Here is a 16,950-nt window from a genome sequence, read left to right on the forward strand (position 1 = left end):
AAATAAATGAGCAAAATAAATTGTTTACTAATTCTTTTTATAGCAATGCTTTTGTTAGCATGCGAAGAAGAAAAATTGGACATTGACAGGTTCGGTGCAATCCGTGGCCAGATACTTGATGGAGAAACTTACGATCCACTAAACGGAGTTCAGATAGTCACTAATCCGGCCAGCAGCTCAACAATTACAAATACCGATGGTGTATTTGAGTTTAATAAGGTTGCAGAAGGTGAACTTGCCGTTACTGCCCGCAAAAAGGATTATTTGAGCAGTACGGTAAGCGTGGCAGTATACGACAAGGAAACAACCGCCCTTACTTTCTTTCTTCTAAAAGATGAGAATGATATTGGATGGGTAACCTTTTACGACCCCGTGCCGGGAAATGGCGCTGTTGATCAAAACACCTCGTTAACAATGCAATGGAAGGTCGATCAGGAAGATAGCGGCAAAGATCTGGAATATAACGTCTATTATTTTCAGGCAAATTCAACAACACAAAAAACGGCTGGAGAAAACCTTTCTGATAAGGAAGTAATTGTTTCCATGCTGGAGAATAATACCACCTACTACTGGTATGTTGTTGCTAAATACGAAGGAAACCGGGTGGCGAATAGCCCAACCTGGAGTTTTAGAACACAAAGTGATAATTAGCGTGCGATGTAATTGGTTTTAGGCAAAGTGAAGGGCATTAGTAGTTCACTTCATTTTTTCCGGAATAATTACAAATATTAGGGTGCTTTGTGTTGCTAATGAGTTAAATATAGAGAAATTACGTATTTTATTATCTTTTTGGTTTTTGTAATTTGCTATCAGATAAAAAATGAGGATTTAAAATGAAAACTACCCAAAGTAATCTGCTTCTGATTGGCGAATCGGAAGCATCAAGTAAAATGTTTATTGATGTACTGGCAAAAGAAAACTATCACGTCACATTTGTTAGTAATATCGAAATAGCTATTCAAAAGTTAATGAAAGAGCTCCCTGATTTAATTATCTGTTTCTACGATGTAAATGAATTAAATGGTTTCCAGGTTTACAATATTCTCGATAATGAGATATTAAAAAACGAAATTCCGTTTATTATAATCTTTAATCAATTTCGCAAAAATGAGTTTTTTGTTGCTGTTGAATTGGGTATTGATAGTTTTATTTTTCCACCATTCGATCAGGAACGTATATTAAACATTGTTCAAAAACAATTAATTAAGAATATGGAGCGAAAGGCTTATGGTGCCATAAAATTCGATTCAATTTGCCGGATGATTCCTTATGGTGTATTTGTTGCCGATGATAAGTGTATTACTCAAACCAACGAAACGTTTGATAAACTGGCAAACTTTGCCACCAAAAAAAACGGTAATTATTTGTTAAGCGAGGTTTTTGCTCTTAACACCGGTTATGAAGATGAATTAAAATTATCGCGATTTATGAATGGATTAACTAAGGATTGCCGCTTAAACAGAATTAAAATTCATGGACGGGAGAATGAGTATTTCAACCTCTATTTTTCGCTTGTAAAAAAACGAGGGTCTTCATCAAAAATTATAGGGGTTGTTATTCCGTTAAAAGATAAAGAGCAATTAGCTGAAGTGAATTACCTTAATACTAAAAACAGCGTAAAATATCTTGATCCTAATGTTATAACAGCTCGCGAACGGCAGGTACTACAATTGTCGGCAACCGGAGTGCCCATTAAACAAATTGCTGAGCGCCTGGGGATATCTGAACGAACGGTAGAGAAACATCGTTCGAATATTATTCAGAAGACTGATTGTGGCAATATTATGGAAGCCGTATTTATGTTTGGAAAGAACCATATGTTGAATGTTTAAAAGTTGACTGGTAATTGAATAATACAATACTCGTTAACACAAAAAGAGGCAACTAATAAGCTGCCTCTTTTTTGTTTCAAGAATTGTCCTCCCCGCCAAAATAGTGTTAATATTGATTAACTGTTGCAACGTTTCCTGCTCCCGACTGGTTAACGGTAGCACTTGCGCCGAAAGCAGTTTGCCCTATATTGGCAATATTGCCTGTTCCAAACTGATCGATGTCCAATGTTCCGTTACCAATAGCAAATTCAGCACCCGACAAACCCTGTACAACGTTTAATTCTCCTTCCTGATAAATGTCGGCCGAAGCAACAGATCCGTTTTGCTCGAGCGCAGCAACGTTGTTGTCGCCAATAACAAGCATTACAGCACTGGCGTTTTCACCATTTTGTACTGTTTTTAGGGTATTGCCATCGCCGGTAACAGTTTGGGTAGCAAAAGCATTGTCTTCATATTGAATTACGCTAATATCGTTTAAATCACCGGTTATAGTTTGAGTCAGGTTTTCTCCATCACCAAACCAAACTCCGTGTTGTTCGCCATAAACAGTGTTTGAGCTTCCGGTTACCGATTGTAACGCATTGTTGTCGTCTCCCCAATCTTGATTAATAGTTAGTGTGTTGTTCGAACTTTCTGCACCCAAAACATTTTGTGTTGCATCACTATACCAGCTTCCTCCTGTTTGAGTGATGGAAAGATTGTTTGATGTACCTTCTACGTATTGGGTTGCGGTATTCGGAGGCGTATTTCCTGACAGGCTGTTTTGTAATATTGTGGCGGTATTGTCACCACTTGTTGAAGTAAAGATTTGAGTGGCTACGCTGGAATAACTTGCCGTTTGGGTGATTGATGCGTCATCGTTCATTCCACTCATTTCCTGGGTAGCTTGATTGAATTCACCACCGTCCTGAACTATTGAAGCAGTATTTTCATCGCCTGTTAAATTTTGAGTTGCATCATTTTCATATCCCGATTGAAGAATGGTTGCATTATTATCGTTTCCTGTAAAGGTTTGAAAAGCATCGCCGTAATCACCGGTTTGCGATACATTTCCGATGTTATCATTACCAACCGTTACTGTTTGTTCAGAAAAGTTTCCTTCTCCGTTTTGATAAGCAGTTAATGATGAAACAGATGTGTTATTGCCTGGAGAGAATGTTTGATGAGCTTCGTTTGATAATCCTATCTGGTCGATGTCAGCGTAGTTTTCTTTGGTTAAATTACCAAATAGTTGAGTCGCAATATTTGAACTACCATTTTGGTAAATGTTGCCTTCGGCATCAAGACTTTGCATTATCTGTGTTGCCTGGTTTAAATTTCCTTCCTGTAGAATTACACCCGTAGCAAAAGGTGTTTGGTCTCCGTTGTACGAAGAACCACCTGCCATTAAAGTTGTTTGTGTTGCAGTATTCTCATCTCCAACCTGAGTTGCTGTAAACTCAACCGATCCCTGGTCACCATCAGTAGATGATTGTTCAATAAGGTTTGAATTCCCAGTTTGCGAAGCTGTGAAAACGCGGGATACAAATCGGTCAAGAAAATCATTTCCATTGTTTTCCTGAGTTTGTCTGATGCTGTTGTCTTCTCCTTCCTGGGTAGCATCAGCCGATAAAATGCTTCCATCGGAGTCATCATCATCTGTAATGCTTTGGTTAATAGTAACGCTGTTTGCCACTCCTCCCGGTGTATTTGTTTGATTAACTGTAGCACTTATAGTGTTAACATTGTTAACGTTTAGAACACTACTTTGTGTAACCGTAGCTGTGTTTGTTCCGGTTTGTGTAACGGCTGCTTGAACAGAAGTGCCGCTTTCGTTGGTTTGGTCGACTACTGCATTTTGAGCAAACGTTAAGCCTGCTAACGCCATAAAGACAAATAAAAATCCTAATTTTTTCATAATCTAAAATTTTAGTTGTTAATAATGTGGATTTATAAAGAGTATGTTGTTTGCCATCTTTGACAGGTATAGCGGTTATTTTCTTTCAGTTGCTAACTCAAAAGTATTTCAGTTTCAACCAAAAAAAAATACGTGAAATAGGAAGGTTGTTTTGAGGTGTGGATAATGCTTAACTTGGTTGTGATGATGAATATTGTGTTGGTTAAGTTATTGATATTTAGTTGATAGTGGTTTTTGTGTTTTATGTGAGTTGCAAATTTTTAATAGAAGTAGTTCAGATTGTTCCCTTAAATGTTTGCTTATCTCTTTTCAGGCTAGTAAAACCGCGTATTCTGTATTGTTTGCTTAAAATGCTTATTGCCTTGCTTATTTTAACCACTTAATTTTACAATACTGTACTAACGAAGTAATTAAGATACCCTTATTTTTTATTAAACCTTGAAATTGAAGATCGAATAAAGCCACCATTAAATCCGGTATCACAACTAACGTGAAAATTTTCTCTGACAACATTCGGTTTTTAATTCGTTAAGAAAGATCCGTTTTCGGATCTTTCTTTTTTATCTTTCTACTGTTTTTTCTACTTTTAAGCACAAAATCATTAAACAAGTAGATCATGTTGAAAGAAAAAGTACTAAATGCGTTAAATGAGCAGATAAACGCAGAACAATATTCATCATTATTATACCTCTCAATGTCAGCCTATTTTAACGATAAAGGGCTGCCGGGATTTGCCAACTGGATGTATGTACAGTATCAGGAAGAGCTGACACATGCCAATAAGTTTTTCAATTACGTTGTAGAGCGCGGAGGTAAAGTGGAGTTAAAAGCCATTGACCAAATGCCAACAACATGGGAAGGTGTTATCGATGTGTTTGAGAAAACACTGGAACATGAGCAGCTGGTTACCAGTTTAATTGACAAGTTGGTTGATGTTGCCGTTGATGAAAGAGACCATGCAACACAAAGTTTCTTACGCTGGTTTGTTGATGAGCAGGTTGAAGAAGAAGCAAACGTTACAGAAATTCTTGACACCTTAAAACTTATCAACGGACAGGGTAACGGTATTTTTATGCTGGATCGCGAAATGCGTAATCGTACCTTTGTTGATACTACTGCTGCAGCTCAATAAAATTAGGATCAAAATATAGAATTAAAAGGCTGCGGGAAGTGCAGCCTTTTTTATTTTTACATCATGGAACCCAGAGAACAAATATATACCAGATACGACCACTTAAAGGAGTTTTGCCAGTTAACGTGGGACGATGCATCGTTTCTGAAACTTGAGAATGCTTTTGAGTTCGCCCAAAATGTTCTTGGTGAAACCCGCTTTTCGCACGACGAAGTGATTTTAAGCCATTCGCTTGAAGTGGCCTCTATAATTGCTATGGAAATTGGTCTTGAGCCCGACTCGGTAATTACAGGCCTCTTACACAACGTTATGTACGCCGGGTTAAAGGAAAAAGTAACTCAGGAAGAAATTGGTGAAAAGTTTGGTGCGCATATTAGTTCTATTCTGGAGGGCATGGCAAAGATCAATGCCTTGGGAACCGATACCATTGATCTGCACTCGGAAAACTACCGAAAACTAATGCTGGCACTGGCCGGCGATGTACGTGTAATCCTGGTAAAAATTGCCGACCGTCTGCAGGTAATGCGTAACCTTGAAGTATACAGCAGGGCCAATCAGCTAAAACTGGCCAATGAAACACAGTATTTATATGCCCCTTTGGCTCACCGGCTTGGTTTGTACAATATAAACTCCGAAATGCAGGACATTTGCCTGAAAATTCAAAAGCCGGATGAGTACTATTACGTAGTAAACCGCTTAAAAGAAACCGAACGCGAGCGAGCCAACTTTGTAGCCGAATTTGTAAAACCCATTGAGAAAAAGTTGCAGCAGCGTGGATTGAAGTTTTCGATGAAAGCACGCACAAAGTCTATTTCGTCGATAAATACTAAAATGCGTAAAAAGAATGTTTCGTTCGACGAGGTGATGGACCTGTTTGCTATTCGTGTGATTCTTGACTCGGATCCGGAAAATGAAAAGGCCGATTGCTGGACAGCTTATTCGTTTGTTACCGAGGAGTATCAGACCAACCCAAACCGCTTGCGCGATTGGATAACCATTCCAAAATCAAACGGATACGAGTCGCTGCATACAACGGTAATGGGGCCGCATAAAAAATGGGTTGAAATACAAATCAGAACCAAACGAATGGACGAGGTTGCCGAAAAAGGTTTGGCAGCTCATTGGAAATACAAAGGTGGCAAGGAATCGAATTTTGACTCATGGTTGGCCGGAATTCGTGAAATTCTTGAAAATCCGGGATTAAATGCGGTTGATTTTATCGATCATTTCAATACCGATATTTACAGCGACGAGATATTTGTTTTCACGCCAAAAGGCGACCTCAAAAAAATGCCATCGGGTGCTACAGTGCTGGATTTTGCTTACGAAATTCATTCGCGCATTGGCGATACCTGTGTTGGCGGAAAAATAAATGGTAAAAAAGTTACTTTAAAACATAAGCTAAAAAACGGCGATCAAATTGAAATTGACACGTCAAATAACCAGAAACCAAAGTTAGACTGGTTGGATTTTGTGGTTACGTCAAAAGCGAGAAACCGGGTTAAGACAAGATTAAACGAAGATCGTAACCGCCAGGCAAATGATGGCCGCCAAATGTTGTTGCGTAAATTTAAAAACTGGAAACTGGATTTAAACGACGATGCAATACGTAAAATTCTGAAACATTTTGGCTTTAAACTGGCAGTCGATTTATACTATGAAATAGCAATTGGAAAAATCGATACGCTTGAAGTTAAATCGCTGTTTATTGAAAAAGAAGAGGAAGCAGACACGGCGAAAAAAACAATTGAAGAACTGTTGCCCACCAGCGAAGCGAAAAATCTCACGTATGATGGAGGCGAAGATTTTCTGATCATCGACAACAACCTGAAAAACGTAAACTATAAGCTGGCAAAATGCTGTAATCCGGTTTTTGGCGACCGAATATTTGGGTTTGTTACCATAAATGATGGTATAAAAATTCACCGTGCCACTTGCCCGAATGCGCCTCAAATGAAAGAGCGTTTTCCTTACCGAATTATAAAAACCGTTTGGAAAGACAATACAAGTAATAGTTCTTTCTTAACATCGTTGCATGTGTCAGGTACTGATGAAGTTGGCATTATTTCGGAGATTACACACATTATTGCAAAAGATGTAGGCACACAAATGCGCTCGATAAATATTTCGAGCGATAAAGGCAATTTCGAAGGAATATTGCAGATTTCGGTTTATAATCTCGATCACCTCGAATTTCTTATTCATAAACTAAAAAAGGTAAAAGGTGTTATTTCAGTAAGTAGGGGAGAGAAATAGAAATGGAGAACGCAAAGATTGAAAACAGCCTGAAAGTAATTGAAGATTTGTTAAAAACCGAAAAAGCAGAAGAGGCGAAAAATCGTTTTGAAAAGCTTGAAGAACAAAATACCGTACGATATTTTCTGCTGAAAGGAAAAATTGAACAAAAATATCAGAACTGGGGCAAAGCCATTAATGCTTTTAACCGTGTGTTGGATATTGACCCCGCGAACACTGAGGCGGCAAATAATCTTCACCTGATTAAAAATATATTGAACTTCTGGAATCCGGATCTGCTCAACCCGTAAGTCGTTAAAAAATAATACCATTTATAAATGGTACTGTTTTTGTTTTTGCTGGAATGTGTAAAATGAGTTGGGAATCTTAATTGCTGTATTTTAGGTTTTTAATTCAGAATTACTATTTTTGGGGCTCATCGACGAAATTTAGAAAAAAATTAAACTGAATTATAAAATATCAAAAAGTAGTTGAAAAATGAAAAGAGTAGTATTATTAATGGTGATGGTGTTTATTTCAGTAATGACATTTGCCCAGGACGCCAGTGAATTAATGACGCAGGCAAATGCCGCTGTTGAAAGCAAGGATTTTGAAAAGGCTATTAAATTATTTGAATCTGTATTAGCCGTTCCTGATCATGGACAGAATGTAGAAAATATTAACGCTGTACTTGGTCAGTTGCGCCCGGCTGTAGCAAAAACTAAAGCATCGGATGCAGTTGATAGCAAAGAGTACGATAAAGCAATTGAGCTTTATAAAGCTGCTATTGCCGATTATCCAAGTGAAGGTATTGAAGAGCAAGCAGGTAAAATTTTCTATAATGAAGGAATTAAAAGCTATAAAAGCGAAGACTTTGTGGCTGCGGCAAATTGTTTTGCGATTTCACAAAACGATTTTAATTACGACAAAGCCGAAAAATATAAAAGTGCTTCGTTGAAAAAAGCTGCTGAAGTTTTAGTTGCTGAAGGAAAATCTTCGGTTGAAGGAGTAGCTGTTAGCGAGGCAAATAAAGCCGAACTGGTTGAAAACATTGCCAAGGTTTATTTCTCTCAAGGCTATGACAAGTACCAGGAGGGAGCTGCAACTATTAAAAGTGCAACCGAAAGTGTTAACTCAGGAAGCATCACAACTTTGGATGATGAATACAAAAATGCAGTAGCAGCAGGTAAGAAAAGCTTTGAACAAGCTATTCCGTTCTTGAAAAAAGCTTTAGAGCTTGATCCTAATAATGCAAATGCTAAAAAAGTATTGGCAGCATGTGAGCAAAGTTTATAAGAGATTTTTTAGATAAAAAGTGAAAGGTTCGGGGTTATTTCCGGACCTTTTGTTTTTATATGGTTTTTTGATTCGAAAACTATTGTTCATTAAGATTCTCCAGTGAATTAACCGGAGTGAATTAATCATAAAATACGCTGTTATTCATCGGTTTTCAGAAAAATTAATATTGCTTCAATATTCTTGTCAAGCTGTCGAAAAATAGCATATATTTGCAGGCGATTGAGTAGAAAACTCGTTTTTTCCTGAGTATTAACACTGTATTGTTAATTGTTTTTGCAAAAATTAGGGTAACTGCTTGATTATTTTCTAAAAAAGTATTTTCTTTGCACTCCGTTTTTAGTAATGTGTTTATTTTGAACATCAAGAAATTAAAAAGAAATGTCACGAGTTTGTCAAATAACAGGTAAAAGAGCAATGGTGGGTAACAATGTTTCTCACTCTAAGAGAAGAACTAAAAGAAAGTTCGATGTAAACCTGTTTAAAAAGAAATTTTATATGCCCCACGAAGATCGTTGGGTGCAACTAACAGTATCTGCTGCCGGTATGCGTACCATTAATAAAAAAGGCATTAAATCTGCTTTAGCCGAGGCACAGGAAAAAGGTTTTATTGATAAATTTTAAAAGATCTTAAGCAATGGCAAAAAAAGGTAACAGAGTGCAGGTGATATTAGAATGCACAGAGCATAAAGATAGTGGTGTGCCAGGTACTTCAAGGTATATTACCACAAAGAACAGAAAGAATACTACGGATCGTATGGAATTGAAAAAATACAATCCTATTCTTAAGAAAGTAACAGTACATAAAGAAATTAAATAATTAAGACATGGCAAAGAAAGCAGTAGCATCACTACAAAAAGGTGCCGGTAAAGGTTATGCGAAAGTAATCAAAATGATTAAGTCGGAGAAAACCGGAGCATACGCTTTTAAAGAAGAAATGGTGCCAAACGACGACGTTAAAACTTATTTTAAAAAATAAGAAAATATAATGTATAACAGGAAAAGCTTTCATGTAAGATGAAAGCTTTTTTTGTTTATATGAACGATTTGGTATTTTTTGTACCACAAATTTACTGTAACCAAATTTTGTACTATTTTAGGACCTGCAAATCATTTTTATATGGCCATATTCGGAAGTTTTAGCAGAAAAAAGAAAGAAAGTCTTGACGAGGGCTTGTCGAAAACAAAAGAAAGTGTTTTTAAGAAACTGAGTCGTGCGGTTGTTGGAAAATCGAAAGTTGACGATGAAGTTCTGGATAATCTGGAAGAGGTACTTATTACATCAGACGTAGGAGTTGATACAACGCTTAAAATCATTGAACGTATTGAAGAGCGTGTTTCCCGCGATAAATACATGGGGGTTAGCGAGCTGAATACCATTCTTAAAGATGAGATATCTGATTTATTAGAGGAAAATAATACCACCGATGTTTCAGATTTTGATCTTCCTAAAAAAGACGGGCCTTATGTAATTATGGTTGTTGGTGTTAACGGTGTTGGAAAAACCACTACCATTGGTAAATTAGCATACAATTTTAAACAAGCCGGAAAATCGGTTGTATTGGGAGCTGCAGATACATTTAGGGCGGCTGCAATTGAGCAATTGGAAGTTTGGGCTGAAAGGGTAGACGTTCCTATTGTAAAACAAAAAATGGGTTCAGACCCTGCATCGGTAGCTTACGATACTTTGGCATCGGCAAAAGCCAACAACGCCGATGTGGTGATTATCGATACTGCCGGCCGACTGCACAATAAAGTTGGTTTAATGAACGAGCTGAGTAAGATTAAAAAAGTTATGCAGAAGATTGTTCCCGACGCTCCGGATGAAGTTTTACTTGTTTTGGATGGATCTACCGGGCAAAACGCATTCGAGCAGGCAAAACAGTTTACAAAAGCCACCGAAGTAACGGCACTGGCGTTAACCAAGCTCGACGGAACTGCTAAAGGCGGTGTGGTGATTGGCATTTCCGATCAGTTTAAAATTCCTGTAAAATACATTGGTATTGGCGAGAAAATGGAGCATCTGCAAATTTTCCGTCGTCGCGAGTTTGTCGATTCGCTGTTTTCGTAATACGCTATTGTTGTTATGGCCGAACTGAATAAGGTTGAAATAAAAGTTCAAATCACTTCCGAAATTGAAAAAACGGAAAAACTTATTCAGGAATATACCGAGCTTACGAAACCAATTGAGCCGGAGAATGCAATTGGCCGAATATCCAGAATGGATGCCATAAACAACAAAAGTGTTACCGAAGCTACCTTGCGTAAGGCAAAAGAAAAGCTGGAGAAATTAAAATTTGCATTAACGAAAGTTAATGACGATGATTTTGGCCGCTGTATAAAATGTAAAAAGCCAATTCCATTGGGGCGCATTCTTATTATGCCGCAAGCACGCACCTGTGTAAATTGTTCTCATTAATTCTGCTATTCAAATCACGCCGGTTGTTTAAGATTCGACAAAATCATTTTTAGCTGATTTTTATTAATAGGCTTAACAATAAAATTATTACACCCAGCGGCAATTGCCTCTTTTTTGTAGTTATCCTGGGCATAAGCCGTTTGCGCAATAATGTACACATCTTTGTTAAATGCTCTTATTCGCTTGGTGGCTTCAAAACCATTTATCTTAGGCAGTTTTATATCCATTAGAACAACATCGGTATCCGGATTTTTACATACAAGTTCAATAACATCGGCCCCGTTTTTAACACGTTTTATATTGCCAGGTACATCGGAAAGGATATGACATAAAAAGTTGTAGGATATTTCATCATCCTCGGCTATAATAATATTTAGTTCGCCATTCCTGTTGTAATCAATGTGCTCAGCAGGTGTTTCTGTTTCCACCGATTCCGCAGGCGTACTAACCGCTTTTAAATTTGGTAAAACAAAGGTAAACGAGGTGCCTTTTCCCGGTGTTGACGAAACGCTGATCTCGCCATTCAACAATTTTATATAGCCGCGTGTAATTGAAAGCCCCAGCCCCGATCCTTCGTATCCGCTGGAGTGCGAATGGTTGGCCTGGACAAAATAATCGAAAATGGCTTTTTGCTTTTCGGGAGGAATTCCAATTCCGGTATCGTATACCGTAACCTTTAATTCTGTATCGCTAAGCGAGTAATGAATTTTTACATATCCTTTTTTGGTGAATTTAATGGCATTTTTAATGAGGTTGGTTAAAATGGAAGTTAGCTTGTATTTATCGCTGTAAAAGTTCTGCGATGTTACTGCAGTCTCGGGTTCAATAATCAAATCAATTCCTTTTTCATTTGCTTCCACCTTAAAAAAGTCATTTAGTTCAGATATGATTTTTACAATGTCTATCTTTTTTATCTGTACCTCTTCGTTTTCCGATTCGATTTTTGAAATATCAATGATGTTGTTAATGGTATTCAGCATTCTGTCGCCACTTTGCTGAATAATGTTTATAAATTGAAGTTCTTCTTCTTTTGAATAGACCTGTGTTTTTAAAAGTTCAGCAAACCCCAGTATCCCATTCATCGGGGTTCGTATTTCGTGGCTCATATTGGCTAAAAAAGCCGACTTCATTTTGTCACTCTCCTCTGCCTTGTTTTTCTGACGCGACAGTTCTTTCATTATTTCGGAGTTCAGGTCGAGTTGATGCTGAAGATCTTGTGTTTTACTCCGAACCCTTTCCTGAAGTATTCGATTGATTACAACTAGCAGCAAAATTACAATGCCAACAATCGTACTAATTAAAATAATGTAGCGCCAATAGTCGCGTAAACCATTCGATTCTTTGTCGTACTCGGCAAGCCATTTGTCGTAAATACGCTGGTATTCGCCGTTTGAAAGTAAAACCTCGGTTGCATTATTTATAATTGCTGCCAGTTCAACAGATTTTGGAGAAAGCATAAAACCCATATTTCGCTCCAATATGCGGTGGTTGGTGCTTTTTATGTATTCTTTTTGCAGCTCTGCTACATGGTACATTCCTCCAATTCGTTGAGCAATTGCGCAGGTTACCTGTTCGTCTTCCAAAAATTCAATTAATTGATCGTAGTCAGTAGCATAAACAAATTTTGCAGCCGGATTAATACTTAAAACGTACCTCACCAGTACATCGTTTTTCCATAATGCAACAACGGGTTCCTTTTCCGTACGTAGCAATTCAAGCGATATGTTTTTATGGTAATTACTATTGTAAAAAAAGCAATGCGATGTGTTTATAACCGACCGGGTATACAGATGCTGATTATCGGGGTAGCCGGGGTAGTGTGCTCCGACAATACCGTCAATCTCTCCAGCCTCCAACATGGTGTTAATAGTTTGCCAGTCTGCTCCAGAAATCTCAATCTGATTGTTGTATAGCTGGTTTATGGCTTTTGCCATATCTATATTGAAACCAACAAGATTCCCATCTTCATCAGTGTAGTTAAAAGGGGGGTAATCATTACTCCCTTTAATTTTATATTGAGCATTTAGGTAATAGCAATTAGTAAGTACTATTACGCAAATTAAGAAAATTCGCATACCGGGTTATTTTGGAACAAATCTAAAAAGTTTTTTTAAAATTTAAATTCTGCTAAATTTAAGCATATTCTTTAATTAAGAAAATTAAGCAAACAAAATGGATGGAAACGGTTCAGATCGAGTTATACGAGAAGTTGAAAAAAGATTGTCGGAGGTATTTGGAGAAACAGTAAATGTTATGTCTTCCAGCGTATTGTCCGGAGGATGCATAAATCATGCGTCGAAAATTGATACCAATTGTGGCAGCTTCTTTCTAAAATGGAATTCGTACTGCGAAAGCGATATTTTTACCCGCGAAGCAGAAAGCTTAAGGGAGCTCAGTAAGGCGTCGGACGGGACCGTATCTGTGCCTAAAGTATTTTATGCAAAAGAGATTGACGAAACACCTGCTTTTCTGGTAATGGAATATTTGGAGCCTGGAGGTTCCGATCAGTCGGTACGCCTGGGAAGAGGGTTGGCACGTATTCATAAATACAGGCATGATAAATTTGGATTTTATTCCGATAACTATTGCGGGGCAACCACTCAGAATAATAACTGGGGAGACAGCTGGGTGTCGTTTTACCGCAACAGGAGATTATCGTTTTTAATCACCATGATTAGGGAAAGCAGAGGGCTTGACAGTTCTTATTTGCGCCTGTTCGAAAAGTTGCTCGATCGCCTGAATTTATTGATTCCAAATGAAGAAAAGGCTTCGTTGATTCATGGCGATTTATGGTCGGGAAATTACATGTTAACGACAAATGGTCCGGCGTTGATCGATCCGGCAGCCAGCTATTCGCACCGCGAAATGGAATTCGGAATCGTTAGCATGTTTGGTGGTTTCTCTTCGCGTTTTTTTGATGCCTACAACGAAGAATTTCCGCTCGATTCAGGATGGCGCGAAAGAAATCAGTTGTATCAGTTGTATCATGTGCTTAATCATTATTATTTATTTGGAGGTGCTTATCTGCAACAGGCAGTAGCTATTGCGAAACGATATTTATAAATTTCTTTCCGGCAATTACTTGTATTTGTACGTTTTGTTTTTGTAACTTATAGTTATAATACAAAAGGCTACAGCGATGAAAGATGAAGTTTTTGAGATACCGTACAGGGCAGAGCTGTGTTACATGAAAAACAAGGGGTTGATATTGCCGGAGGAGGTGCCTTATATTGGTATGGGAGCTTCGCATATTGCAACAAAGGCTTTTCGTTTTATGGGAATAGACTTTTTTCCGGAGAAAGCAGCAGAGTATTTTAATTACCTTTTAAAGTACAAAGAGCCTGATAAAGGTGTACTAATTTCGCAATCGGGACAAAGTTCCGAAACAATTTGGTGTGCCGATTATTTTAAGTCGTTTACAGCAATAGTGAACGACGAGAACAGTCCCTTGGTAAATCATCCGAACTGCTCGAAAAAGGTACTGTTGTATTCCGGAGTAGAAGATCATATTGCAACAAAAACATATATTAATACTCTACTGGTATTGTACCTCGGGTTTGGTTTTGATCCGGTTGAAGCGGTTAATGCCCTAAAAAAACATCAGACAGAATTTGAAACACTGGGTGCCGAAATTGGCTCAAGAATATATTTAAAAACTCAACGAAAAAAACGCTGTTGTTTGTATATTCTTGGTAACGGGCCAAATGTTGCTACCGCTAATATTGCGGCACTGGTACTCGGTCAGGTTACGCGAATGCCGGTTTTAAGCATGTCGGTTTCGCAATACGAACACGGATTTATTGAAACAGCGAAAGACTCGCTGGTAATTGCTGTAAACCACGAGGGACGCGAACATAACCGCACCAAAAGGCTGCTAAAAAAAGTAAATGTTGCAGGAGCAGAAACTTACGAATTGTCGAATAAATATGTGGAAAGCATTTTTAGTCCTGTAACTTTGCCTATTCCATTCTTTTTTGCTGCTGAATATTTGTCACAAAAATTAAAGGTAAAAACACTCTTCCAGGTGGGCGATAAAGTGGTAAGTAAAGTTACCATCGATAAAAATTATGAGTAAAGCCATTGTTGGCACTTTGCTTATTGATTAAATTAGCCCCAAAACCAAATTCCGATTTTAATGATCGCACAAAAGGCTAAGGAAATTACCCCGTTTATTGTAATGGAGGTGCTTGAAAAAGCTGCCGAAATGGAGCAGCGGGGGATTAATGTAATCCACCTGGAAGTAGGAGAACCCGATTTTAATGTTCCGAAATGTGTGTCGGTTGCCGAACAAAAGGCCTTTGATGAAGGCCGAACCCATTATACACACAGTCTTGGCGACCCTGAGCTGCGCAAACAAATTGCCGAAAAGTATAAAGAGGAATACAACGTTACCGTTTCGCCCGGGCAGATTATTGTAACATCGGGAAGTTCGCCTGCCATTTTGCTAACGCTTGGTGTTTTGTGCGATGCCGGCGATGAAGTGATCATTTCCGACCCGGGGTACGCCTGTTACGAGAATTTTATCCGGTTTATTGGCGCAAAAGCAATTAAAGTGCCGGTTTACGAGGAGGATGGTTTTCAGTATCGGTACGAGGAAATAAAAAAGCGCATTACCAACCGAACCCGTGCAATAATGATAAACAGCCCCATGAATCCTACCGGAAACCTTTTGTCGGTTGAGTTGATGAAAGATCTGGTAACCTTTGATATTCCAATTATTTCTGACGAAATCTACCACGGTTTGGTTTACGAAGATCGCGCCCATTCCATTTTGGAAGTAACAGACAAAGCTTTTGTTTTAAACGGATTTTCGAAACGTTATGCAATGACGGGCTTGCGTTTGGGGTATGTAATTGCCCCGCAGGAATATGTACGGTGTATGCAGAATATGCAGCAGAACTTATTTATCTGTGCCGGTTCAACCACACAGCGTGCCGGCATTGAAGCTTTAAAAAATGCAGGTTCAGAAGTCGAAGAAATGCGCTTAACCTACGATAAAAGGCGCCGGTATATAGTTGAACGATTAACCGGCCTGGGTTTCGATATTAAAGTGAAGCCCACAGGAGCTTTTTATGTACTGGTAAATGCCAAACACTTGTCAAACGATAGTTACAAGCTGGCTTTTGATATCTTGGAAAAAGCGCATGTTGGTGTAACTCCCGGAATCGATTTTGGCGAGAATGGAGAAGGTTTCCTGCGTTTTTCGTATGCCAACTCCATTGAGAATATCGAAGAAGGCATGAATCGTTTGCAGAACTACCTGGCTAAATATCACAATTTACCTATGGATTAAAGCGATCGAAATGAACGATCTCGTCAATCGGTTTGCGCTTTTTATCAGGCCTTTTGTTGTTCGGATAACCCACAGGAATCATGGCGACAGGCTCAATGTTGCCCGGAAGCTCCAATACACCGGAACAAGCCTTTACATCAAAATTACATACCCAGCAGGTTCCTAAGCCCAATTCAGTAGCTTTTAATGTAATGTGGTCGATGGCAATTGCCAGGTCGATGTCGGCCGAATCTTTGCCATCCGAAGCCCGTTTCCACGATTGCGAATGATCGGCACAAGCCACAACGATTACCGGGGCTGAACGAAACCAGCTGCGGTCGTAACAATTATATAGTTGAGTCAGGATTTCTTTGTTTTGAACAACAATAAAATGCCAGGGCTGAAAATTAACCGCCGACGGAGCCAGCCTGCCGGCTTCCAGAATTTCTAATAGTAATTCCTTTTCTACTTTGGCAGCTTTATAATCTCTAACTGAATAACGGTTTTTTATAATATCTGACAAATTCATAGGCCATTAATTGTTTGTTATTAACTGTTTGCCAATTTACGGATTTTATTATTTCTACCGTTTGGCGGGTGTTTCGAAGGGATTTTTGTTAAAATATGTGCTTTTAGTTCGTAAAGATAAACTTTTTCAATTTTTAAAAGTGTAAGCAAAAATATGGTTTTCTGTCAATTATTTATTCGTTTTTCAAATTTTGAAGATCAGAGTGTAAGGGAAATTTGATTTGCGCTTAAAGTCTTTTATTTTCAACGTTTTAATCGTTTTTGATATGTGTTTTAGAGCATTAGTTTTTCTTGTTGCAGCATTAAAAAATATACGTCATTTGCACGAAAATTAAACA

The 16,950-nt window shown here is 38.3% G+C and carries 17 protein-coding genes; 14 read left to right on the forward strand and 3 right to left on the reverse strand.

Annotated features, from left to right (window positions below; genetic code table 11):
- The first annotated feature begins 6 nt into the window (after nucleotides 1-6).
- Both ABZB17_RS01380 and ABZB17_RS01385 read left to right on the forward strand, forming a co-directional pair.
- Nucleotides 7-651 carry a carboxypeptidase regulatory-like domain-containing protein gene (locus ABZB17_RS01380; protein ID WP_372647590.1) on the forward strand — a complete coding sequence of 215 codons (645 nt, stop codon included), beginning with the start codon at nucleotides 7-9 and terminating at the stop codon, nucleotides 649-651.
- 182 nt (nucleotides 652-833) lie between these two features.
- On the forward strand, nucleotides 834-1,832 hold the full coding sequence (locus ABZB17_RS01385; RefSeq protein WP_372647592.1) for a LuxR C-terminal-related transcriptional regulator: 999 nt from the start codon (nucleotides 834-836) through the stop codon (nucleotides 1,830-1,832).
- A 106-nt stretch (nucleotides 1,833-1,938) separates the two neighbouring features.
- Here ABZB17_RS01385 and ABZB17_RS01390 read toward each other — a convergent pair whose 3' ends face one another.
- The gene (locus tag ABZB17_RS01390; protein ID WP_372647594.1) at nucleotides 1,939-3,729 is read right to left on the reverse strand and encodes a beta strand repeat-containing protein; all 1,791 of its coding nucleotides are present in this window, start codon (nucleotides 3,727-3,729) and stop codon (nucleotides 1,939-1,941) included.
- Between the two features lie 616 nt (nucleotides 3,730-4,345).
- Here ABZB17_RS01390 and ABZB17_RS01395 point away from each other — a divergent pair.
- The 9 genes from ABZB17_RS01395 (at nucleotide 4,346) to ABZB17_RS01435 (ending at nucleotide 10,812) form a co-directional block, all read left to right on the forward strand.
- Nucleotides 4,346-4,861 (forward strand): ferritin, encoded by a 516-nt coding sequence (locus ABZB17_RS01395; RefSeq protein ID WP_045033725.1) that lies wholly within the window; start codon nucleotides 4,346-4,348, stop codon nucleotides 4,859-4,861.
- Nucleotides 4,862-4,924: 63 nt separating this feature from the next.
- Nucleotides 4,925-7,117, forward strand: coding sequence for a bifunctional (p)ppGpp synthetase/guanosine-3',5'-bis(diphosphate) 3'-pyrophosphohydrolase (locus ABZB17_RS01400; RefSeq protein ID WP_372647596.1), 2,193 nt, complete (start codon nucleotides 4,925-4,927; stop codon nucleotides 7,115-7,117).
- Between the two features lie 2 nt (nucleotides 7,118-7,119).
- Nucleotides 7,120-7,407 carry a hypothetical protein gene (locus tag ABZB17_RS01405; RefSeq protein ID WP_372647598.1) on the forward strand — a complete coding sequence of 96 codons (288 nt, stop codon included), beginning with the start codon at nucleotides 7,120-7,122 and terminating at the stop codon, nucleotides 7,405-7,407.
- Between the two features lie 187 nt (nucleotides 7,408-7,594).
- On the forward strand, nucleotides 7,595-8,392 hold the full coding sequence (locus ABZB17_RS01410) for a hypothetical protein (protein WP_372647600.1): 798 nt from the start codon (nucleotides 7,595-7,597) through the stop codon (nucleotides 8,390-8,392).
- Between the two features lie 381 nt (nucleotides 8,393-8,773).
- Nucleotides 8,774-9,016, forward strand: a complete 243-nt coding sequence (gene rpmB / locus ABZB17_RS01415; RefSeq protein ID WP_038561818.1) for a 50S ribosomal protein L28 — start codon at nucleotides 8,774-8,776, stop codon at nucleotides 9,014-9,016.
- Nucleotides 9,017-9,029: 13 nt separating this feature from the next.
- Entirely contained in the window at nucleotides 9,030-9,212 is a 183-nt protein-coding gene (gene rpmG / locus ABZB17_RS01420; protein ID WP_319570311.1) for a 50S ribosomal protein L33, read from the forward strand.
- A gap of 7 nt (nucleotides 9,213-9,219) precedes the next feature.
- Nucleotides 9,220-9,372: a DUF4295 domain-containing protein gene (locus ABZB17_RS01425; RefSeq protein ID WP_074780824.1), complete on the forward strand. Its 153-nt coding sequence runs from the start codon at nucleotides 9,220-9,222 to the stop codon at nucleotides 9,370-9,372.
- Between the two features lie 141 nt (nucleotides 9,373-9,513).
- Nucleotides 9,514-10,464: a signal recognition particle-docking protein FtsY gene (ftsY, locus tag ABZB17_RS01430; protein WP_372647602.1), complete on the forward strand. Its 951-nt coding sequence runs from the start codon at nucleotides 9,514-9,516 to the stop codon at nucleotides 10,462-10,464.
- A gap of 15 nt (nucleotides 10,465-10,479) precedes the next feature.
- Nucleotides 10,480-10,812 (forward strand): TraR/DksA family transcriptional regulator, encoded by a 333-nt coding sequence (locus ABZB17_RS01435; protein WP_372647604.1) that lies wholly within the window; start codon nucleotides 10,480-10,482, stop codon nucleotides 10,810-10,812.
- 14 nt (nucleotides 10,813-10,826) lie between these two features.
- Here ABZB17_RS01435 and ABZB17_RS01440 read toward each other — a convergent pair whose 3' ends face one another.
- On the reverse strand, nucleotides 10,827-12,887 hold the full coding sequence (locus ABZB17_RS01440; protein WP_372647605.1) for an ATP-binding protein: 2,061 nt from the start codon (nucleotides 12,885-12,887) through the stop codon (nucleotides 10,827-10,829).
- A gap of 97 nt (nucleotides 12,888-12,984) precedes the next feature.
- Here ABZB17_RS01440 and ABZB17_RS01445 point away from each other — a divergent pair, with 97 nt between their 5' ends.
- From ABZB17_RS01445 to ABZB17_RS01455, 3 genes are all read left to right on the forward strand, one after another.
- Nucleotides 12,985-13,875 (forward strand): fructosamine kinase family protein, encoded by an 891-nt coding sequence (locus tag ABZB17_RS01445; protein WP_372647607.1) that lies wholly within the window; start codon nucleotides 12,985-12,987, stop codon nucleotides 13,873-13,875.
- Between the two features lie 76 nt (nucleotides 13,876-13,951).
- Complete coding sequence (locus tag ABZB17_RS01450) at nucleotides 13,952-14,887, forward strand: SIS domain-containing protein (protein ID WP_372647609.1); 936 nt, start codon at nucleotides 13,952-13,954, stop codon at nucleotides 14,885-14,887.
- A 60-nt stretch (nucleotides 14,888-14,947) separates the two neighbouring features.
- Nucleotides 14,948-16,105: a pyridoxal phosphate-dependent aminotransferase gene (locus tag ABZB17_RS01455; RefSeq protein WP_372647611.1), complete on the forward strand. Its 1,158-nt coding sequence runs from the start codon at nucleotides 14,948-14,950 to the stop codon at nucleotides 16,103-16,105.
- On the opposite strand, the gene ABZB17_RS01460 is transcribed toward ABZB17_RS01455, so the two are convergent.
- Complete coding sequence (locus ABZB17_RS01460; RefSeq protein ID WP_372647612.1) at nucleotides 16,095-16,613, reverse strand: nitroreductase family protein; 519 nt, start codon at nucleotides 16,611-16,613, stop codon at nucleotides 16,095-16,097. The genes ABZB17_RS01455 and ABZB17_RS01460 overlap by 11 nt on opposite strands.
- Nucleotides 16,614-16,950: the final 337 nt, after the last annotated feature.

The sequence above is a fragment of the Draconibacterium sp. genome, assembly GCF_041583095.1.
Lineage (GTDB): Bacteria > Bacteroidota > Bacteroidia > Bacteroidales > Prolixibacteraceae > Draconibacterium.